Annotated in this window: 19 protein-coding genes; 4 read left to right on the top strand and 15 right to left on the bottom strand. The window is 64.2% G+C overall.

Going from position 1 to position 21,340, the window contains the following annotated elements:
• Window positions 1–10 precede the first annotated feature (10 nt).
• Window positions 11–778 (bottom strand): glucose 1-dehydrogenase, encoded by a 768-nt coding sequence (locus tag P6U25_RS17585; RefSeq protein WP_407152375.1) that lies wholly within the window; start codon window positions 776–778, stop codon window positions 11–13.
• A gap of 9 nt (window positions 779–787) precedes the next feature.
• On the bottom strand, window positions 788–1,987 hold the full coding sequence (locus P6U25_RS17580; protein ID WP_407152374.1) for a mandelate racemase/muconate lactonizing enzyme family protein: 1,200 nt from the start codon (window positions 1,985–1,987) through the stop codon (window positions 788–790).
• Window positions 1,988–2,166: 179 nt separating this feature from the next.
• Between P6U25_RS17580 and P6U25_RS17575 the strand changes: the two genes are divergently transcribed.
• Window positions 2,167–2,931: a GntR family transcriptional regulator gene (locus P6U25_RS17575; protein WP_407152373.1), complete on the top strand. Its 765-nt coding sequence runs from the start codon at window positions 2,167–2,169 to the stop codon at window positions 2,929–2,931.
• 29 nt (window positions 2,932–2,960) lie between these two features.
• Window positions 2,961–4,325 carry an MFS transporter gene (locus P6U25_RS17570; RefSeq protein ID WP_407152372.1) on the top strand — a complete coding sequence of 455 codons (1,365 nt, stop codon included), beginning with the start codon at window positions 2,961–2,963 and terminating at the stop codon, window positions 4,323–4,325.
• Window positions 4,326–4,347: 22 nt separating this feature from the next.
• On the opposite strand, the gene P6U25_RS17565 is transcribed toward P6U25_RS17570, so the two are convergent.
• From P6U25_RS17565 to P6U25_RS17555, 3 genes are all read right to left on the bottom strand, one after another.
• The gene (locus P6U25_RS17565) at window positions 4,348–5,175 is read right to left on the bottom strand and encodes a tetratricopeptide repeat protein (protein WP_407152371.1); all 828 of its coding nucleotides are present in this window, start codon (window positions 5,173–5,175) and stop codon (window positions 4,348–4,350) included.
• Window positions 5,162–6,886: a dihydroxy-acid dehydratase gene (gene ilvD, locus P6U25_RS17560; protein WP_407152549.1), complete on the bottom strand. Its 1,725-nt coding sequence runs from the start codon at window positions 6,884–6,886 to the stop codon at window positions 5,162–5,164. Before ilvD ends, P6U25_RS17565 begins: the two co-directional genes overlap by 14 nt.
• 281 nt (window positions 6,887–7,167) lie before the next feature.
• Entirely contained in the window at window positions 7,168–8,022 is an 855-nt protein-coding gene (locus P6U25_RS17555) for an SMP-30/gluconolactonase/LRE family protein (RefSeq protein ID WP_407152370.1), read from the bottom strand.
• 230 nt (window positions 8,023–8,252) lie between these two features.
• On the opposite strand from P6U25_RS17555, the gene P6U25_RS17550 reads away from it, so the two are divergent.
• On the top strand, window positions 8,253–10,493 hold the full coding sequence (locus tag P6U25_RS17550) for a transglycosylase SLT domain-containing protein (protein WP_407152369.1): 2,241 nt from the start codon (window positions 8,253–8,255) through the stop codon (window positions 10,491–10,493).
• 63 nt (window positions 10,494–10,556) lie between these two features.
• Here P6U25_RS17550 and P6U25_RS17545 read toward each other — a convergent pair whose 3' ends face one another.
• From P6U25_RS17545 to P6U25_RS17500, 10 genes are all read right to left on the bottom strand, one after another.
• Entirely contained in the window at window positions 10,557–11,525 is a 969-nt protein-coding gene (locus tag P6U25_RS17545) for a tripartite tricarboxylate transporter substrate binding protein BugD (RefSeq protein ID WP_407152368.1), read from the bottom strand.
• 76 nt (window positions 11,526–11,601) lie between these two features.
• Window positions 11,602–12,843, bottom strand: a complete 1,242-nt coding sequence (locus P6U25_RS17540; RefSeq protein ID WP_407152367.1) for a threonine synthase — start codon at window positions 12,841–12,843, stop codon at window positions 11,602–11,604.
• 194 nt (window positions 12,844–13,037) lie between these two features.
• Window positions 13,038–14,459: a dihydrolipoyl dehydrogenase gene (gene lpdA / locus P6U25_RS17535; protein WP_407152366.1), complete on the bottom strand. Its 1,422-nt coding sequence runs from the start codon at window positions 14,457–14,459 to the stop codon at window positions 13,038–13,040.
• A complete protein-coding gene (locus P6U25_RS17530; RefSeq protein WP_407152365.1) occupies window positions 14,459–14,635 on the bottom strand; it encodes a hypothetical protein in 177 nt (58 codons plus the stop codon). The genes lpdA and P6U25_RS17530 overlap by 1 nt, the downstream gene beginning before the upstream one ends.
• 12 nt (window positions 14,636–14,647) lie before the next feature.
• Entirely contained in the window at window positions 14,648–16,009 is a 1,362-nt protein-coding gene (locus P6U25_RS17525) for a pyruvate dehydrogenase complex dihydrolipoamide acetyltransferase (RefSeq protein WP_407152364.1), read from the bottom strand.
• Between the two features lie 2 nt (window positions 16,010–16,011).
• Entirely contained in the window at window positions 16,012–16,317 is a 306-nt protein-coding gene (locus P6U25_RS17520) for a DUF5076 domain-containing protein (protein ID WP_407152363.1), read from the bottom strand.
• A 7-nt stretch (window positions 16,318–16,324) separates the two neighbouring features.
• Window positions 16,325–17,728, bottom strand: a complete 1,404-nt coding sequence (locus P6U25_RS17515; protein ID WP_407152362.1) for a pyruvate dehydrogenase complex E1 component subunit beta — start codon at window positions 17,726–17,728, stop codon at window positions 16,325–16,327.
• 44 nt (window positions 17,729–17,772) lie between these two features.
• Window positions 17,773–18,792, bottom strand: coding sequence for a pyruvate dehydrogenase (acetyl-transferring) E1 component subunit alpha (gene pdhA, locus P6U25_RS17510; protein ID WP_407152361.1), 1,020 nt, complete (start codon window positions 18,790–18,792; stop codon window positions 17,773–17,775).
• A gap of 161 nt (window positions 18,793–18,953) precedes the next feature.
• Window positions 18,954–19,271 (bottom strand): FtsB family cell division protein, encoded by a 318-nt coding sequence (locus P6U25_RS17505; RefSeq protein ID WP_407152360.1) that lies wholly within the window; start codon window positions 19,269–19,271, stop codon window positions 18,954–18,956.
• A 68-nt stretch (window positions 19,272–19,339) separates the two neighbouring features.
• Window positions 19,340–19,891, bottom strand: coding sequence for an NADPH-dependent FMN reductase (locus tag P6U25_RS17500; RefSeq protein WP_407152359.1), 552 nt, complete (start codon window positions 19,889–19,891; stop codon window positions 19,340–19,342).
• Between the two features lie 328 nt (window positions 19,892–20,219).
• Here P6U25_RS17500 and P6U25_RS17495 point away from each other — a divergent pair, with 328 nt between their 5' ends.
• Window positions 20,220–21,335, top strand: a complete 1,116-nt coding sequence (locus P6U25_RS17495; RefSeq protein WP_407152358.1) for a D-alanine--D-alanine ligase family protein — start codon at window positions 20,220–20,222, stop codon at window positions 21,333–21,335.
• Window positions 21,336–21,340 lie beyond the last annotated feature (5 nt).

Here is a 21,340-nt window from a genome sequence, read left to right as displayed (position 1 = left end):
ATCGATGCGGCTACATCGCCGCCAGCATGCCGCCGTCGACATAGATGATCTGCCCGTTGACGTAATTGGACGCCTCCGAGGCCAGGAAGATCGCGGCGCCGACCAGTTCGTCCGGCTTGCCCCAGCGCTTCGAGGGGATGCGCGACATCAGCCAGTTGTTGAACTCGGGGTTGGACATCAGCGCCTCGTTCATGTCGGTCAGCATGTAACCGGGCCCAATGGCGTTGGCCTGAATGCCGCTCTGCGCCCATTCGACCGCCATCGATCGCGTCAGGTTGCGGATGCCGCCCTTCGCGGCCGTGTACGGCGCAATCGTCGGCCGCGCCAATTCACTGCCCAGCGATCCGATATTGATGATCTTGCCGTGCTTGCGCTTGATCATTCGCTTCGCCGCCTCGCGCCCGATCACGAACGCGCTGGTCAGGTTCGTCTCGATCACCTTGCGCCATTCATCGGTCGTGAACTCGACCAGCGGCTTGCGGCGCTGGATGCCGGCATTGTTGACGAGGATGTCGACCGCGATGCCCTCGCGGTCGAAGCGCTCGAAGGTCGCGACGATTGCGGCCTCGTCTGTGACGTCGAAGGCTGCGCCTTCAGCCTCGTGTCCGGCGGCACGAAACTCGCCGACCGCCGTTTGCACACGCCCAGCGTCGACGCCATTGATAATCAGCCGCGCGCCGGCCTTCGCCATGCCTTCGGCGATGGCGCGGCCGAGACCACGAGAGGAGCCGGTCACGAGCGCAGTGCGGCCGGAGAGATCGAACAGGGCTGTGCTCATGCGAGGTCCTCAGACATTGGAGCGGCGAACGGTCAGGTCGGACCGTTGATAGACGGCGGGAAGCAGGTCGACACCGAGCCCCGGCCCTTCCATCGGATAGACATAGCCATCCTTGATCACGGGCATGGTGGTGACAAGCTCGTTGTACCAGCCCTTGTAGAATGCGCGCACGGATTCCTGGATCAGCGTGTTGGGCTGGCTGAACGACATGTGGATCGCCGCAATGAAGCCGACCGGCCCGATGCAGTCATGCGGCGCGAACGGACGGTGATAGGTTTCCGCCATTGCCGCGATCTTGCGGCCCTCGGTGAGCCCGCCGGTCCAGCACAGATCGGCCATCACCACATGCATGGCGTCGCGGTCGAGCATGTCTTTGTAGGGAAAGCGCGAGCCGAGCGTCTCGCTGGCGCAGACCCAGACGCCGGTCGAGCGTGCATATTCGGCGAGCACCTGCGGCGAGTTCATCCGGATCGGGTCCTCGTACCAGGTCGGCTTGTAGGGCTCGAGCGCACGCGCGATCTGCTTTGCTGTCGGCAGATTCCACAGCGAATGGAGTTCGACCATGATCTCCATCCTGTCGCCGACGGCCTTGCGGATTTTCTCGAACGGCTCGATCGCCTGCTTCATCTGTGCCGCGGTGATGTAGAGTCCCTTGTTCTCCTGCGCGGCCGGATCGAACGGCCAGATCTTCATCGCCGAAATGCCGCTCTCCAGCAGGCTTTCGGCGAGCGCGTCGGCGCGGTTCATGAAGGCATCGAGGTCTTCGTAAGGGCCTTGCGCCTCGCCCAGGCTCCAGTTCGATACCGGGCTGATATTGGTGGAGCGGACGTATCTCGTACCGGCGCAGGTGTTGTAGATGCGCTGCTTGTCGCGGCACAGGCCGCCGAGCATCTGGTGCACTGGCTGGCCGCAGACCTTGCCGAACAAATCCCATAGCGCGATGTCGATGGCGGACGCAGCACGATATTCGACGCCGGTCGATGACTGCGCCATCGGCAGGTTGAGCAGGTCGCGGTGGATCGCCTCGATATGCAGCGGATTACGCCCGAGCAGCCGCCCGGCAAACGTGTCGTGAATCTGCGCCTCGACCGCGCCCGCGCCGTAAAAGGTTTCACCAAGCCCGATTAATCCGGTGTCGGTGTGAACCCGGACCCAGATCACATTGGCGAACTCTTCCGTCCGCAACGTCTCGATCGAAGTGATCTTCATTTGCAATATCCTCCCGGAACCCGCGCGGTCACGGGCTCTTGTTCTTGATGGCAAATACGCCCCTGTCGCGGAGGTCGTGGGTCAACGATACGGCCGCTTGTAATATTTCACAACATGTTTTAAGCACGCGAGGATCAATCGGGCTCACGCGATGGACGCGGGCCGGCGGGAGGAAGGCAATGGTACGGCGCAAGCGTGCGCTTCAAATCGTGCGTCCCGGCGATGGCGATGAAGCCCCTGGCCGGCGCAACCGCGTCAATTTTTTCGAACTCGCCTATCAGCGGATCGAGGACCTACTCGTCAATTGCGAGCTCAGGCCGGGCCAATTCCTCACCGTGCAGGATCTGCAGACTCTCACCGGCTTCGGCCGCACGCCGGTGCACAACGCCGTCAGCACCCTGGCTGCCGACACACTGATCACCATCCGCCCGCGCCACGGACTACAAATTGCGCCGATCGACCTGGCGCGCGAGCGCCTGCTGCTGGCATTGCGCCGTGACCTCGAGCGCTTCGTCATTCGCCTCGCGGCAGAGCGCGCCAGCCTCTCGCATCGCAATCAGGCCCTGCACATTGAGCGGGTCATGAAGGACAAGCGGGCGACGCTGACGCTCGACGAATTCAACAGCCTCGACCGTCGCGTCGACAGCCTGATCCTGGCCGCCGCCGGCGAACCTTTTCTGGCTCACACGTTGCGGCCGCTGCACACCATCTACCGCCGCATCGGCTTCATCCATCACAGCTATATGCCCGGACAAGCCGACCTGGCGGGCACCATCGACAGCCATCTCGCCATTCTCAACGCGGTGGCCAACCGCCGCGTTGACCGCGCGATGGCTGCGAGCGACGCGCTGATCGATCATATGGATACGATGTTCGAGGGCATGGAAGCCGGCATCGATCCGCGGCTGCTCGATTGCAGCATCGAGCCGCTGCTGGGCGCGTGACACTTCAACGGACAACGAGAGGAATGGCAATGACCACGATGGCACTTCCGCAGCAAACGGCAATCGACGGCGCGGTCCGCCACCTCGTCACGAACTACAGCCCCAAGGGTAACAAGGTCGGCTGGCTGATGATGGCCTCGATCCTGGTCGAAGCCTGGGATCTCTACTCGATCGCCTTCGTGCTGATCTTCATCAAGGAGCAGTACAATCCCGACCCGCTGATGCTCGGCCTCGCCGCCGCCGGCACGCAGGGCGGTGCGCTGATCGGTGCGTTGATCGGCGGCTGGCTGTCCGACAAGATCGGCCGCCGCGTGATGTTCATCGCGACCATGATCATGTTCATCGTGCTGGCACTGGCGCAGGCCGTCGTGCCAAACGTCACTTGGTTGATCGTGATCCGCTTCCTGCTCGGCATTCCGCTCGGCAGCGACATCTCGACCGGCTACACCTACATCATGGAATCCATGGCCAAGGGCGACCGCGAGGTCATGGGCAACCGTTGGCAATTCATGTTCGCGGTCGGCGAGGTGCTGACTATCGGCGTCATCATCCTGTTCCTGCTCACCAACATGCAGCACGAGACGCTGTGGCGCGTGACGCTCGGTCTCGGCGCCGTCCCTGCCCTCATCATCCTGATCATGCGCCACGACGTGCCCGAAACTGCGGTGTGGCTGGTGCAGCGAGGCCGTTTCCGCGAGGCCAAGCAGGTCGCGCGGCACATGTACAACGACGACCTCGCAATGCTGCCCGACCAGGACGTGGTGATGCCGAAGCCGAGCACCTCTGCCTTCATCGCCGATCTTCGCAAGGATCCGATCCGCTGGCGTGCCACGCTGTACGGCTGGATCGCCTGCTTCGCCCAAGGCAGCGAGTTCTCCACCTTCGCCTTCTATTTGCCGGTGCTGTTCGCGATGGTCGGCGTCTCGACCGTGCTCGGCAACAATCTCGTCACCATGGCGCTGTTCACCTTCGCCGCGGTGTCAGGCTGGGTCGGACCGTTGCTGACGCCGAAGATCGGCCACCGCGGCATCGCCATCGCAGGCTTCGGGATCGTGCTGGTCTCGCTGCTGGTTGCGGCCGCCGCGCTTTACACCGATCACAAATACATCCTGCCGTTCGCGGCTGCCGGCATGCTGTGGGGCCACTATTGGGACGCCTCGAACTGCATGACGATCCCGACTATGGTCGCCAGGCCGCAATATCGCGGCACTGCATCGGGCTTCGCCTACATGTTCGTGAAGTTGCCGTCGTTCCTGGCGATCTTCCTGTTCCCGTCGCTGTTCGCAGCGATCGGCCAGGCCAATGCGACGCTGTTCGTCGCGATCTTCCCGCTGATCGGGCTGCTCGCCGCGATCTTCATCCTGCCGGAGGTCTATGGCTACGAGCACGACTGACGGCGCGAGGGCCGTCAGGGAATTAGTCCCGGCGGCCCTGCACCCAGTGCTCGAGCATCTGCAGTGCCATCGCACGATCGTCGTCGGAGGCCTTGGCGATCGCCCGGTTATAGCTTTCCTTGATCCAGGTCTCATCCGGCGTCGCGCTGTCGCGCGCCAGCGTCAGCCACATCAGGCCGCGCGCCCGCTGCGGCGGCAGGCGGTCGCCGTTGAACAGCATCTGGCCGAGCAGCGCCTGTGCCTGGTGCTGGCCCTTCTGCGCAGCGAGGCCAAGCCAGCGGGCGCCGTAGCGGAAATCGTCCCGCGAGGCGTCGGGCGTCTTCAGATACAGCCTGGCGAGGTCATACTGGGCGTCGGCATTGCCGAAATAGGACGCGGCATAGGAGAACATCTCCCGCGCGCGCTCGGTGTCCGGCTTGATCTTGGAATTGGGAATGCCGCTCAGATAGTAGCGGCCGAGCGCCACAAAGGCGTTCGCCACGACCGACGCCTGCGGCGCCGACGGCGAATCCTCGGCATGGGCATTGGCAATCCGGCTGAAATACTCGAATGCCCGCAGATCGTCCTGCGCGACCCCGTCGCCATCGGCGTACATCTTGCCGAGCTTCCACTGCGCGATCGGATGGCCGCTCTCGGCCAGCGACATCACCGTGGAGTTCGACAGGGTGTCGACCGAAGCGGCCGGCGCCGCGGTCCGCTTCAGGGCGGCCGCCGTACCCGGCTGGGGCGAAACCACCGGAAGCGCCGTATCCTTCGGGTTGACCGGGGCTCCGTCGAATCCGAATCCGGGGCCCGCCACTGGAATGGCCCCTAACGCAAACGCCAATATCGTACGCCTAAACGTCCGCATAACACTGTTTCTCGTGCGCGCCACCCGGATGGGTGACAGCGCCATCCACCGCCGGCCCCACTTGCTCGGCGTACTTCCACAGCGCACCAGATGTATGGTTCGTCGCGCGAGGGGCCCATTTGGTCTTACGATTTGCGAGTTCGGCGTCGCTCAAATTTACGTTAAGAACACCGGCCTCAGCATCGATCTCGATGATGTCGCCGTCCTGCAATAAGGCGATCGGCCCGCCGACGGCCGCTTCAGGGCCGATATGGCCGATGCAGAAGCCACGAGTAGCGCCGGAGAACCGGCCGTCCGTGATCAGCGCGACCTTGCCGCCCATGCCCTGCCCGGTCAGCGCCGCCGTGGTCGCCAGCATCTCCCGCATGCCGGGGCCGCCCTTGGGACCCTCGTAGCGGATGACAATGACCTCGCCTTCCCTGTAGGTGCGCTTCTGGACGGCCTCGAAGGCGTCTTCCTCGCGATCGAAGCACCGGGCCGGACCGGTAAACTTCAGATTGGACATACCCGCGACCTTCACGATCGCACCCTCCGGAGCGAGATTACCCTTCAGCCCGACAACGCCACCTGTCACGGTGATCGGCTTGTCGGCCGGCCGCACCACATCCTGGTGCGGATTCCATTTCACGCTTTTGAGGTTTTCGGCGATCGTTCGGCCCGTGACGGTCAGGCAATTCCCGTGCAGGTGGCCATTGTCGAGCAGCGTCTTCATCAGCAGCGGAATGCCACCAGCTTCAAACATGTCTTTGGCAACATAACGGCCGCCCGGCTTCAAATCCGCGACGTAAGGAGTCTTTTTGAAGATTTCGGCAACATCGAACAAATTGAATTTAATTCCGCACTCGTGCGCGATTGCCGGCAGGTGCAGTGCAGCATTGGTCGAGCCGCCGGAGGCCGCCACGACAGCCGCTGCATTTTCAAGAGATTCCCGGGTCACGATGTCGCGTGGCCGGATGTTTTTCTCGATCAGCTCCATCACCTTCTCGCCGGCGGCGGCGCAGAAGGAGTCGCGGATTTCGTAGGGCGCCGGGGCTCCGGCGGAATACGGGAGGGCCAGGCCGATCGCCTCGGAGACGGTCGCCATGGTGTTGGCGGTGAACTGGGCGCCGCAGGCGCCGGCCGAAGGGCACGCTACCCGCTCGATCTCGTCCAGATCCTCATCCGACATCGCGCCGACCGAGTGCTTGCCGACCGCCTCGAACATGTCCTGCACGGTCACCGGCTGCCCGCGGAAGTTGCCGGGCAAGATCGAGCCGCCATAGATGAAGATCGAGGGGACATTCAGCCGCACCATCGCCATCATCATGCCCGGCAGCGACTTGTCGCAGCCCGCAAGCCCGACCAGCGCGTCATAGGCATGGCCGCGGACGGTGAGTTCGACTGAGTCGGCGATGCATTCGCGCGACGGCAGCGACGAGCGCATGCCATCATGGCCCATCGCGATGCCGTCAGTGACTGTGATGGTGCAGAATTCCCGCGGCGTGCCACCGGCCGATGCCACCCCCTTCTTCACCGCCTGGGCCTGACGCATCAGCGAGATGTTGCACGGAGCCGCTTCATTCCAACATGAAGCAACGCCGACAAATGGTTGATGAATCTGGGCTGTCGTCAGCCCCATGGCGTAGAGATACGAGCGGTGCGGCGCGCGTTCGGGCCCTTCCGTCACATGACGGCTCGGCAGCCTGACCTTGATGTTCGTCTTGGCGTCCATCGCGTAAACCTGTTTCCCAGCCCCCTCACGCCCAAACGCCGGAAGGATCAAAAATGTCCCGACGTCATCACGCGCGCTGGTGAAATCCACTTTATGAACATGCTCTCATGAAGGGGTGTGGCTAAAAAGCGGCGAGCACAAGGGTCGGCTCAATGTAAGGTTAAATGTTCAGGAGCTGTTGCGGCAACAGCACAATCGTGGCCGCTGAACAACCATGTATTACCTGTCCTTATGATGCTGCGGGGGAACCAGGCACGTCTTGCGCGTGACGGATGCTGGTCCTAGGGATAACCGTCCCCCGGCGTTTCGACCTCGACGACATCGATCCGCGACGCTGACTTGCCTTTGCGCAGGTCCTCATACGAGGTCGCGGCACTCAGACAGAACAATGTTCGCCGCTCGGCCCCGCCGAGCACACAAGCGAGCGCGCGACGACCGGGGACGGCAATGCGCTCCCGCTCGGCGCCGTCGCGACCGATCCTGATGAAGGCATCCTCGGTGAAGGAAGCGACCCAGACCGATCCGTCGCGATCGAGACAGATGCCGTCGGGCTCGCTCATGCGGCCCAGCCGTCCGCGCAGCCGCAGGCTGCCGTCCGGCGCGACGTCGTATTCGGCGAGGCACGCGCCGTCCATTTCGGCGACGACGAGCCGGCGATGATCGGACGAGACGGCAATGCCGTTGGGAAAGCGCAAGCCATCGGCGACGACGCGCGCGCTGCCATCCGGCATCACCAGGATGATCCGGCCGACCGCGCCGCGTCCATCCGGCGGCGGCAGATCGAAGCCGAGATCGCCGACATAGGCTCGGCCCTGGCCGTCGATGATCATGTCGTCGATCGTGCCAGTCGCGAGTTGCGAGAGATCGGCGTAGAGCGAGAGCTTGCCGTCAGCAAAGCGCAGCAGCCGTTTCTTGAACATCGTCAGCACCACGATGTTGCCGTTGGGCAGCACGCCGAGCCCGCACGGCGTGTCGTCGGTCACGGCGGCATGTTCCTGCCGCTCGCCGGACGGGTTCGTGCTGAGCAGCGTCCGCGCCATGCAGTCGACGAACCAGAGCCGACCGTTGTGCCACCGCGGGCCCTCGAAATAGCGGCCGCCGTCCAGGATGGTTTTCAGTCGCCGCTCGCTCGTCATGGATCCTCCAGCGTCGCTCCACCGACCTTCACAGGCTCCTGTCGGTTCTACCAGAATGGAACTTTGGGTTCCCCTAGGTTCCGTACTTCAAATTCCACATTTCGCCGCGTTTTCCCTGTTGAGTTGCGGCAGTCTTAAGGGGTTGTGGATCGGGGTCTGATAATCTGCGGTCGATCGTGCCGCGTATGAAGCGTGTTTGTGCCTGATGGTTTCGCAGGGGGGACCAGGGAATGAACCATTGCCTACGTCCGCTGGCGTGCGTCGCCACCGCCGCCGTATTCGCCGTGCTTCCGATCAAGGTGAACGCGAAGCCGCATCACCAGCACCCAGCCAAGAGCTCGAAGGCCGCTGACACGGTGCATGGCACCAACGCGTCGCAGGACAAGGAGGCGCGTGAAACGACGTCCGGCAAGCGCCGGCATGCGAAGCGCGGCGGCGCCAAGCGCAAATCCGCGAACGCCAAGTCCAGCTCGTCGAAGTCTGCAGACAGCAACGAGGCCACCTCTCCAGAGAAGCCCACGGCTCCGCAGCTCTCAGGCGATCTTGCCTCGATCAAGGACGCGATCCTCGCGGCGCGCAGGGGTAAAACCAGCGACGCAACAGACATCCAGTCCAGGATCACCGACCCGGTCGGGCGCAAGCTCGTCGAGTGGTATCTGCTGCGCCACTCCGAGTCTCAGGCGAATTTCAGTCGCTATGCTGCGTTCATTGCCACCAATCCGGATTGGCCGAGCATGCCGCAGTTGCGCCGTCAGTCGGAAGCACGCCTATGGCAGGAGCGCAGCGACGCTGCGACGGTCCATAGTTTCACACTCGATCAGCCGATCAGCGCCAAGGGCAAGTTCGCACTCGCGCGCGTGCGGCTCGCCGAGGGCGACCGCGACGGTGCAGCAAGGCTGGTCCGTGAGGCCTGGCGGTCGGACGAACTCACCGATCGCACCGAAAGCGATGCCTACGCCGCATTCCAAGATCTACTGACAAGCGACGACCATCGCGCGCGAATGGACAAACGGATCGGCGCCAAGGACTTGGCCGGCGCCCGGCGCGCCGCGAAACGGCTCGGCAGCGACGATCTGGCGATCGTGAAAGCCTGTGGCGCCGTGCGCGCGCAATCGAAGGATGCGGAGGACGCCCTCGACGACGTCCCGGCCGATGCCCGCCATGATCTCGGCTACACGCTCTGCCGCATCCAGTGGCTCATGGCGCAGAACAGGATCGACGACGCGGCCCGCGTGACGATCGCGGCGGCGCCGGAGACCATGGCACAGCAGGATACGGATCAATGGTGGCGCGAGCGGCGCCTGCTCGCGCGGAAGCTGCTCGACCAGGGCAAGTTCCAGACCGCCTACGACGTGATCCGCCCCGCGGCGCTGCCTGACAACCCATACTACCGATCCGACATGCACTTCATGCTGGGCTGGATCGCGCTGCGCTATCTCGGTGACCCCAAGACCGCCGCGGCGCATTTCGCGCGGATCGATGAAGGCCAGATCAATCCAACCGTGCTGTCACGCGCCGCCTATTGGCGCGGACGGGCCGCAGAGGCGCTCGGCGACACGACGGCCGCACGCGCCGACTACGAGGCGGCAGCGCGCTACCCCACCGCCTATTACGGTCAGCTTGCGCTTGCAAAGCTCGGGCGCGACAGCATCCGCCTGCACGCGCCCTCGCCGACTGCGCTGGCCGCCCGGGCCGCCGGCGACGAGCGGGTCCGCGCCGCCGAGATGCTTTACGAGATCGGCGAACCCGACGTCGTGCTCTACTTCGTCGCCGACCTCGCCGAGCAAAGCTCCGACGTCGATGTGCTGCAGGCACTGGGCGAGCTGACCGGCCGGCGCAACGATGCCCGCGCCATGCTGCAGATCGGCAAGATCGCGCTCGCGCGCGGCCTTGCCCTCGACCACTACGCTTTCCCGATCATCGGCATTCCCAAGCACAGCCCGATCGCACCTGATATCGGGCGCAGCATGACCTACTCGGTAGCGCGCACCGAGAGCGCGTTCGACCAGCGCGACAAGTCGTCGGCCAATGCGGTCGGGCTGATGCAGGTGACGCCGGAGGCCGGCCGCGACACCGCCAAGCGCTTCGGCGTCAGCTATGACTGGGGCCGGATGGTCTCCGATCCCGTCTACAACACTCAGATGGGCGCCGCCGAGCTGAGCGCGCTGCAGTCGGAATATCGCGGCTGTCACATCATGATCTTCGCCGGCTACAACGCCGGCCGCGGCCGCGTCCGCGACTGGATCAAAGCCTACGGCGACCCGCGCGACCCCAACGTCGATCCCGTCGACTGGGTGGAGCGGATCCCGATTTCGGAGACGCGCAACTACGTGCAGCGGGTGATGGAGAACCTCGCCGTCTATCGCGCGCGGTTCGAAGACGCCGACTCCGCGGTGGCGAAGACCGGCGATGGCGTTGTCACGCAGGAAACGAATGCGGCGCCGGCGGATACGGCAATCCCATCGCAGTGAACCAACGAAGTTGTCCCGACGAAGCAGGGCTTTCGTCGGGACCACGCGTGGAAAGACCGCGCCTCAATCCACCTTCACATTGGCGGCCTTGATCATCGGCCACCATTTGGCGATCTCCGCCTTTTGCCAGGCGCCGAGCGCCTCCGGCGTGAGCTGATCGTTCGGCGGCATCTGCAGGCCGAGATTTTCGAGCTGCTTCCTCACCGCCGGATCGTTCATCGCCTCGACCGCCGCGGCGTTGAGCTTGGCGACGATCTCTTTCGGCGTCCCCTTGGGCACCCAGAGTCCCGACCACAGCGTCATGTGCAATCCGGGCAGGCCGGCCTCATCGACGGTCGGAATGTCGGGTGCGTTCTCGACCCGCTTGGAGTCGGTCACCGCATAGGCACGGATGGTGCCGGCGCGGACCTGGTTGATCGAGTTCGAGGTCTGATCGACGATGATGTCGATCTGGCCTGCGACGAGGTCGTTCAGCGCGGGTCCGGTGCCGCGATACGGCACGTATTGCAGCTTGATGCCCGAGACATTCTCGAAATACAGCCCGGCGATGTGGCTGCCGCTGCCGGCGCCCGCGGTGCCCGCAGTCGGTGGCGACGGCCGTGACTTCAGCCACTCCAGCAGTTCCTTCAGGGATTTCGCCGGCACGGCGTTCTTGCTGACGATGATCATCGGATTGCTCGGCAGCAGCACCACCGGCTCCAGATCGCCGACGAGGTCGTAACCGAGCTTGTAGATCGCACCATTCGCGACGTGGGTGCCGAGATGGCCGAACGAGATGGTGTAGCCGTCCGGCGCCGCGCGCACTGCGCGGCCGACGCCGATCGAGCCGCCCGCCCCCGTCACGTTCTCGATCAGCAACACCTCGCCGAGCGACTGCTTCATGCGCTCGCCGAGAATGCGCGCCATCGCGTCCGAAGGCCCACCGGCGGCAAACGGCACCACGATGGTGATCGGATGCGAGGGATATTTTTCCGCCGAGGCGATGCCGGTGAGTGCCAGAATCGCCAGCGCAATCAGAACCAGTCTCCGCATCACCCTCTCCCCGATGTGTTTGTTCTATCATTTTTGAAGGGCCACCTTTCGACAAGATGGCCCTTCGGACGATGCGTCAGAACTGCGAGAAGTCGATCGGCTTGTGCCGGTCCAGCGTCCGGGTGACCGGCGGCAACGGATATTTCAGGCCGCTCGCGCAATTGAACAGCATCACGCGGTCATTCTTGGTCACACGGCCGTCGGCGAGGCTCTGCTTATAGGCGGCATAAGTCGCGGCGCCCTCGGGGCACAGCAGCAGGCCCTCCTCGCGCGCGACCTCGTTCAGCGCGGCGGAGATCTTGTCGTCGTCGACGGCAATCGCAAAACCCTTGCTCTCGCGCACGGCGCGCAGGATCAGGAAGTCGCCGATCGCCTGCGGCACGCGGATGCCGGAGGCGATGGTGTGGGCATCCTCCCAGCGCGCCGCATGCTCGGTGCCAGCCTCATAGGCGCGCACCATCGGCGCGCAGCCCGAGGCCTGCACCGCCACCATGCGGGGGCGCTTGGCGCCGATGAAACCGATCTTCTCGAGCTCGTCGAACGCCTTCCACATGCCGATCAGACCGGTGCCGCCGCCGGTCGGATAGAAGATCACGTCGGGCACCTCCCAGCCGAGCTGCTCGGCGAGTTCGAGCCCCATCGTCTTCTTGCCCTCGATCCGATACGGCTCCTTCAGCGTCGAGGTATCGAACCAGCCGACCTTGGCCTTGCCCTCGCCGACGATCTTGCCGCAGTCGTCGATGTAGCCGTTGACGCGGTAGACCGTCGCGCCCTGCAGCTCGATCTCGCTGACATTCACCTCCGGTGTATCGGCCGGGCAAAAGATCGTCGTCTTGATCCCGCAAGAGGTCGCATAGGCGGCCAGCGCCGCACCCGCATTGCCGTTGGTCGGCATCGCCATGTGCTTGATGCCGAGCGCCTTGCCCATCGACACCGCCATCACCAGGCCGCGCGCCTTGAACGATCCTGTCGGCAACCGCCCCTCGTCCTTGACGATGATTTCGCCGCCGCCAAGCCTGGCTCCGAGCTTCGGCAACCGGATCAGCGGCGTCGTGACCTCGCCGAGGCTGACAATGTCCTTGCATTTGCGCACCGGCAACAGCTCGCGATAGCGCCACATGTCGGCCGGACGCTGCGCCAGCGCGTCCTTCGTCAGCGCCTTCTTCACGCCCGCGAGGTCATAGCGCACCAACAGCGGCTTGCCGGCCTTGGAGAGGTTGTGCACCTGGTCCGCCGGATAATGATCGCCCTCCATCGCGCATTCGAGATGGGTGACGAAGGTCGGGCGTTCGATGGTGAGGTTGTCGTTGTCTTTCACGAGATGCGCTCTTTCTTGCTCTTGTGTTCACTGCTGCCGGTCCCGTCACCCTGAGGAGGCCCCAAAGCGGCCGTCTCGAAGGGCGACGGGCCCCGCTGTTCGATCTGGGCCGTGCATCCTTCGAGGCTCGCTTCGCGAGCGCCTCAGGATGACGGAATTGCCACGGTCTTCGGAGCGCCGCCGTGCTCCACCCGTCAAATATTCAGCACCCGGCCGTAGGCGTCGAGCACCGCTTCCTTCATCATTTCGGACAATGTCGGATGCGGGAACACGGTGTGCATCAGTTCCTCTTCCGTAGTCTCCAGGTTCATCGCGACGACATAGCCCTGGATCAGCTCCGTGACCTCGGCGCCGATCATGTGGGCGCCCAAGAGCTGGCCGGTCTTCTTGTCGAACACCACCTTGACCAGGCCCTGGTCCTCGCCGAGTGCGATCGCCTTGCCGTTGCCGACGAACGGGAAGCGGCCGACGCGGATTTCGCGGCCGCCCTCTTTGGCCGTGGCCTCGGTCAGGCCGACGGAGGCGACCTGCGGGTTGCAGTAAGTGCAGCCCGGAATCATCAGTTTGTCCATCGGGTGCGGATGCAAGCCCTTGATCGCCTCGATGCAGATCACGCCCTCATGCTCGGCCTTGTGCGCGAGCATCGGCGGACCCGCGACGTCGCCGATCGCATAGATGCCGGGGATGTTGGTCTTGCCGAGGCCGTCGATCACGATGCAGCCGCGGTCGGTCTTGACGCCGAGCTTCTCCAGCCCGAGATTTTCGATATTGCCGACCACGCCGACCGCGGAGATCACGCGCTCGAACTCCTTGATCTGCGGCTGACCCTTGCCGTCATCGATGGTCGCGACCACGCTATCGGCCTTCTTCTCGAGCTTTGTCACTTTGGTCGAGGTGAGAATCTTGATTCCCATCTTCTCGAAGCGCTTGCGCGCGAGGCCTGCGATCTCCGCGTCCTCGACCGGCAGGATCTGCGGCAGCACCTCGACCACGGTGACGTCCGCGCCCATGGTGTGGAAGAACGAGGCGAACTCGATGCCGATCGCGCCGGAGCCGACCACCAGGAGTGACTTCGGCATCCGCTCCGGCACCATCGCCTCGAAATAGGTCCAGACCAGCTTCTTGTCCGGCTCGAGACCCGGCAGCACGCGCGGACGCGCACCGGTCGCTACGATGATGTGCTTGGCTTGATAAGTGCCCTCGCCGCTGGCGCCCTTCGGCGCCTCGACCGCCGACTTCTTCACCGTGAGCTTGCCGGGCGCATCGATCGTGGCATCGCCCCAGATCACGGTGACCTTGTTCTTCTTCATCAGGAAGCCGACGCCATCGTTGAGGCGCTTCGAGACCCCGCGCGAGCGCTGCACCACGGCCTTCGGATCGTAGGAGATCTTCTCCGCCGACAGCCCGTAGTCCTTGGCGTGCTGCATGTAGTGAAAGATCTCCGCCGAGCGCAGCAGCGCTTTGGTCGGGATGCAGCCCCAGTTCAGGCAGATGCCGCCGAGATACGCCTTCTCGACGATCGCGGTCTTGAAGCCGAGCTGCGCGGCGCGGATCGCCGTCACATAGCCCCCTGGCCCGGAGCCGATGATGATGACGTCGAACGATGTATCGGCCATTACCTGTACTCCTGCCAGACCGCGCCGAGCAGCACGGACCAAACCAGCGCAAGCACGCCGGTCCCGATGATCATGATCCTGAACTGGATCGTGGATATGAGGTCGCGGTTAACCGCGACGAGCAACGCAATGGCGATGACGGCGAGCAGGACGTACGGACCTGACATCACGTACATGGCTGCTTCTCGTCAGACCATCATCATCACGGGGTTTTCGATGAGCTGCTTGAACGCGCCGATCAACTCGGCGCCGAGTGCGCCGTCGATCGCGCGATGGTCGCAGGACAGCGTCACGCTCATCATGTGCGCGATCTCGATCTTGCCGCCGCGCACGACCGGGCGCTCCTCCGAAGTGCCGACCGCGAGGATGGTCGCGTGCGGCGGATTGATCACCGCCGTGAAGTGGTTGATGCCGTACATGCCGAGGTTGGACACTGCCGTGGTGCCGCCCTGATATTCCTCCGGCTTCAGCTTGCGGGCGCGGGCGCGCGTCGCAAAATCCTTCATCTCGTTAGAGATGGCCGATAGCGTCTTGGTCTCCGCTTTGCGGATGATCGGCGTGATCAGGCCGCCCGGCATCGCCACCGCGACGCCGACGTCGGAGTGCTTGTGCTTGAGCATGCCGCTCTCGGTCCAGCTCACATTGCAGTTCGGGATCTTCTGCAGCGCGACCGCCATCGCCTTGATGACGAAGTCGTTGACCGAGAGCTTGTAGAGCGGCTTCTTCTCCTTGTCCTTTGGCGCCGCCGCGTTGATCTCCTCGCGCGCGGCAAGCAGCTTGCCGATGTCGCAGTCGATGGTGAGATAAAAGTGCGGGACGTTCTGTACCGAAGCGGTCAGGCGCTGCGCGATGGTGCGGCGCATGCCGTCATGCGGCACCACGTCGTAGGAGCCCGGCTCGAACAGCGCCAGGATCTGCTTGTCCGACATCGACGGTGCGATGATGGGTGCAGCGCCAGGCGCGGCCGCCGGTGCCTTCAGGCCCTTGCCGGACCTGGCGTCCTCGACGTCGCGCGCGATGACGCGGCCGTGCGGGCCGGTGCCAGTGATGCGGGCGAGATCGATGCCCGCCTCCTTTGCCAGACGGCGCGCCAACGGCGACGAGAAAATCCGGGCGTGACCGTTGGCCTGCGCGGCTGGAGCGGCAGCGGCCTGGGGCGCCGGCGTGGGTGCGGGTGCAGGTTTCGGCGCCGGTGCCGGGGTGGCTGCAGGTTGGGCCGCCGCGGGCTTCGGCGCCTCGGCCGGCTTCGGTGCCGGCGCGCCGCCGCCCGCAGCAGCGCCCGCGCTGGCCGCCGCCTTCACGTCCTCGCCATCGCCAGCCATGACCGCGATCACGTCGTTGACCGGCACGTCCTGCGTCCCCTCGGGCACCAGGATCTTCGCGATCGTGCCTTCGTCGACCGCCTCGACTTCCATCGTCGCCTTGTCGGTCTCGATCTCCGCGATCACGTCGCCGGACTTGACCTTGTCGCCCTCCTTCTTGAGCCACTTGGCGAGGTTGCCCTTCTCCATCGTGGGCGACAGCGCGGGCATGAGAATGTTGATCGGCATTGTCAGTGACCTTGTTGCGACCGCGGCATGGTCTTGCCCATGTCGGTCGGCCGGGCGATTTCGGCTTCAAACATCTCGACGATGCGCGCGAGCGCCTCGTCCTCGGTGTATCCGCTCTCGCGCGAATAGGCGCGCGCGGCGTGGCGGGCGATGTCGACGAGCATCAGCCCCCACATGTCCGGCTCCTCGAAGGCGCGCTGAAATGCGATCGACAGGCCGCCGTCGACGACGAAGGCGCGCAGCACCTCGATCGCGTCGTCGCGGCCCATCACATCGGGTGGAAGCGGCTGTTCCTGGGGACCGGCCATCGGCTTCTTACCGGTAGGAGACGGCCTTGGCGGCCTCGACCACCTCGGCGACGGAAGGCAATGCGAGCTTCTCCAGATTGGCGGCATAGGGCATCGGCACGTCCTTGCCGGAGACGCGCGCGACCGGCGCGTCCAGATAGTCGAAGGCGTGCTCCATGATCCGCGCGGCAACCTCGGCGCCGACGCCGCTCTGCTGCCAGCCCTCCTCCACCGTCACGGCCCGGCCGGTCTTCTTCACCGACGCGACGATGGTTTCAGTATCCATCGGACGGATCGTGCGGAGGTCAACGACCTCGGCCTCGATGCCTTCCTTGGCGAGTTCGTCGGCGGCCTTCAACGCGTAGGACATGCCCATCGCCCACGAGATGATGGTGACGTCCTTGCCGGCGCGTGCAATTCGCGCCTTGCCGATCGGCACCACGAAGTCGGGAAGTTTCGGCACCTCGCCAGTGTGGCCGTAGAGCACCTCGTTCTCGAGGAAGATCACGGGATTGGGATCGCGGATCGCGGCCTTGAGCAGGCCCTTGTAGTCCGCGGCCGAATACGGCGCGATCACCTTGAGGCCCGGGATTTGCGAATACCAGGCGGCATAATCCTGGCTGTGCTGGGCGGCGACGCGGGCGGCGGCGCCGTTCGGCCCGCGGAACACAATCGAGCAGCCCATCTGGCCACCGGACATATACAGCGTCTTGGCGGCGGAGTTGATGATCTGGTCCATCGCCTGCATGGCGAAATTCCAGGTCATGAATTCGACGATCGGCTTCAGCCCGGCCATCGCCGCACCGATGCCGACGCCGGCGAAGCCATGCTCGGTAATCGGTGTATCGATTACGCGCCGCGCGCCGAATTCCTGCAACAGCCCCTGGGTCACCTTGTAGGCGCCCTGATATTCCGCGACCTCCTCGCCCATGATGAAGACGTCGCCATCGCGACGCATCTCCTCGGCCATCGCGTCGCGCAAGGCTTCGCGGACGGTCTGCGTAATCATCTCGGTGCCGGCGGGGATGTCGAGGTCCGGCGGCGCCTCGGCGGCGGGCACGGCCGGCGCCTTCGCCTCGGGCTTCGGTTGCGGCGCTTCCGCCTTCGCCTCGGCGGGAGGCGCCGATTCAGCAGCCTTCTGCTGCGGCGCCGGCGTGGCCGGTGCCTTGGCGAGATCGGCGGCGCTTTCGCCGTCGGCCAGAATGGTCGCGATCGGTGTGTTCACCGCGACGTCGGCAGTGCCTTCCGGAATCAGGATCTTGCCGAGCGTGCCCTCATCGGTGGCCTCGACTTCCATCGTCGCCTTGTCGGTCTCGATCTCGGCGATGACGTCGCCGGACTTGATGGTCTCGCCTTCTTTTTTCAGCCATTTGGCGAGGTTGCCCTTCTCCATGGTGGGCGACAGCGCAGGCATCAGCACTTGAATGGGCATATCAGCTCCGAAATCGGTCTTGAAAGTTCTTCTGCGCGGTGGGATCAGCGGTAGACGTCGGTGTAGAGCTCGGACGGATCCGGCTCCGGGTCGTGCTGCGCGAAGTCGGCGGCCTGGTTGACGATCTCGCGCACCTCGGCATCGATCGCCTTGAGCTCCTGCTCGCTCGCGCCACCGGCCAGCAAACGGTTGCGCACCTGCTCGATCGGATCCTGGTCGTGGCGGACCTTCTCGACCTCCTCGCGCGTGCGGTACTTCGCCGGATCGGACATCGAATGACCGCGATAGCGATAGGTCTGCATCTCCAGGATGATGGGGCCGTTGCCGCCGCGACACCACGCCACGGCCTCGTCACCGGCAGCCTTCACCGCACGAACGTCCATGCCGTCGACCTGCCTGCCGGGGATGTTGAAGGAGGCACCGCGCTTGGAGAAATCCTGCTGCGCCGACGCGCGCGACACCGAGGTGCCCATGGCGTAGCGGTTGTTCTCGATGACGTAGATCACCGGCAGCTTCCACAGCTCCGCCATGTTGAAGCTTTCGTAGACCTGGCCCTGGTTAGCCGCGCCGTCACCGAAATAGGTCACGCTGACGGCGCTATTGCCGCGATAGCGGTTGGCGAACGCGAGCCCAGTGCCGAGTGACACCTGCGCACCGACGATGCCGTGACCGCCGTAGAAGTGCTTCTCCATGCTGAACATGTGCATGGAGCCACCTTTGCCCTTGGAATAGCCGCCGCGGCGTCCGGTCAGTTCGGCCATCACACCCTTGGCTTCCATGCCGGTCGCCAGCATGTGACCGTGGTCCCGGTACCCGGTTATGACCTCGTCACCCAGCTCCAAGGCCATCTGCATGCCGACCACGACCGCTTCCTGGCCGATGTAGAGATGGCAGAAGCCTCCGATCGCACCCATGCCGTAAAGCTGGCCGGCTTTCTCCTCGAAGCGCCGGATCAGCAGCATGTCGCGCAGCGCCTTGAGTTCCTGCTCCTTGGTGAATTCGGGCGGAGAGCCTGCCTTGTCCTGTGCTGCTTCCTTTGCGACGCTTTTCTTGGGTGCGGCCATGGCAATTCCGGATGAGAGAAGTCGATGAACCCTCTCTAACCCAACTCAAATCGCCTTGGAAGGATTGCGTTCGCCGGACGGAATGTTGCCATGCCGCACTGCAACGCGGCACGACATTTTTGTGATGTCGCGCGATCGAATTTTGAAATTTTGAGAGCGCGTCAGTTCGGCTTGTTGATCCGAACGAGATCGTGCGGGTTGACATAGTCGAGCTGGAAGCGCGCACGCTCATCCAGCATGTCGGGATCGACTCGGTCCGAGCGCAACAGCGACACCCGCTGCTCACCCTCCGTGCGCTCCTTCTTCAGCCGCGCCAGCTCCGAGGTCAGCGCGATGATCTCCTGGTCGAGCTCCTGCCGGGCGTTCAGGCCGTATTTGCCGGTATAGGCATTGACCCCGAAATAGCCGACCATCAGCGCCGCCAGCGTATAGAGGGCGAGCCCGGTCAGGATCGATTTGAGTCGCGTGCGGGAGACCATGGCCGCCACCTTGGGGCGGCCATGTTAATGGACACTTAAGAGCAAACTCGGCCGCTTGTTTCCGGCGCCTATTTGTTGTGCGCCTCGACGTGGGCCGCATACGCCGTGAGGTACTGCTGCAGCACGGTCTTCAGGGACTCCTTCACCAGTTCACCCTTCTCGTCGAAGCCGTCGCCGACACCGTTCAGATAGATCTCCGGCTGCTGCAGGATCGGTCCTGCGATACCCGGCAGGATGTTCTGCAGGTGCTTGGCCGCGCTGACGCCGCCGAGTGGCCCCGGCGAGTTGGAGATGATGCCGGTCGGCTTGCCGTTGAACGAGCTCTTGCCATAGGGGCGCGAGCCGACGTCGATGGCGTTCTTCAGCACGCCGGGGATCGATCGGTTGTATTCGGGGGTCACGAACAGCACGCCGTTCGATTTCTGCAGCTTCTCGCGAAAGGCGAGCCAGTCCGCCGGCGGCGCCGCCTCGAGGTCCTGATTGAAGAAGGAAATGCCGTGGAGCGTCGTGACGTCCAGCTTCAGCGAGCTAGGCGCGAGCTTGGCCAGCGCGTTGGCGATCTTGAGCGACCAGCCCTCCTTGCGAAGGCTGCCGACGATGGTGACGATGTTATAGGCCATAGCATTTTCCTCGGATTGTGCGCGTGAAACGGGACCGGCGGCCCTCACCTACCGGTGCGGTTATAAAGATGCAAGTGCATGGATCGTGCAGTTCCGGAAACGCAGCGTTTTTGAATTTGTGCTTGCACGATCACTCAGCCGCCAGGTTTAGCCAAGGGGCAATTGTCGCCCCGTCGGCAGCGGACCGGCTCGTGAAAACAACGCGGCAATGCCCCCAAGCGCATATCCGCGGACAGTCCGTGTCGGTGGCAAATTATCGACATGTTCGTCCCAATATATTGCAAGGCGCATTCTCGCATGATGCGGCTTACCGACGAGGCGCGAGACGATGGCAGAACGCAAAACGCGAGTTGCGATCCTGTTCGGCGGACGCTCCGCCGAGCACGACGTGTCGCGGGCCTCCGCGGCCAACGTGTTGCGCTCGCTCGATCCGGATCGGTATGACGTCACGGCGGTCGGCATCACCCGGGATGGCCGCTGGATCGTCGCCCGCGTGGGAAACGGCATCGGCACCGGAGGCAGTGCGCTGACCATTCCGGACGATGGACCGCGACTGGTCCTGCTGCCGGGAGGACAAGGCCGCACGCTCGTACTCGACGGTGATGCGGCTGGGGTTCAGGAATTGCCGGCATTCGATGTCGTCTTCCCGGTTCTGCACGGGCCCAACGGCGAGGACGGCACGGTGCAGGGCGCGCTTGAACTATCCGATGTGGCCTATGTCGGCTCGCGCGTGATGGGATCAGCGGCCGCAATGGACAAGGATGTCGCGAAGCGGCTGATGCGCGACGCTGGATTGCCGATCGTGCCATACGTCGCCATGTCGGCGGCAAGCCCGCTCGGCTATGACGATGCGGTCGCTGCCGTAGGGTCGCCCGAGGTGTTCGTCAAGCCGGCCAACATGGGTTCATCGGTCGGGGTGTCGAGAGCGCGAACGGCCGCCGAATTCGACGCCTGTTGCAGATTAGCGTTTCGCTTCGACAGCAAGATCCTGATTGAGCGATGCCTCGCGCCGATACGGGAGGTCGAGTGCTCGGTCCTCGAACATGCCGATGGCGCCGTTCGCGCCTCCCAGCTCGGCGAGATCGTGCCATCCGACAAGCACGGCTTCTATTCTTACGACGCGAAGTATCTCGACGCGGATGGCGCCTTGCTGCAGGTGCCGGCCGAAGTTCCGTCGCCGGTCGCAGATCGCATCCGGGAGCTCGCCATCAGAACGTTTCGCGTGCTGGGTTGCGAAGGAATGGCGCGGATCGATTTCTTCCTGCACGGCGAGCAGGCATTCGTGAACGAGGCGAACACCCTTCCCGGCTTCACCAACATCAGCATGTATCCACGGCTGTGGGAAGCGAGCGGACTGCCGCAGTCCGCGCTCATGGATGTGTTGATCGGCCACGCCCTGGAGCGTCACAGGCGCTCCAGCAGTCTCGCGTTCGAGCGCGAGTGACCTGT

It is taken from the genome of Bradyrhizobium sp. ORS 86 (genome assembly GCF_045571475.1).
In the GTDB taxonomy this organism is placed as follows: domain Bacteria; phylum Pseudomonadota; class Alphaproteobacteria; order Rhizobiales; family Xanthobacteraceae; genus Bradyrhizobium.
This window is presented reverse-complemented; position numbering and strand designations above follow the sequence as displayed.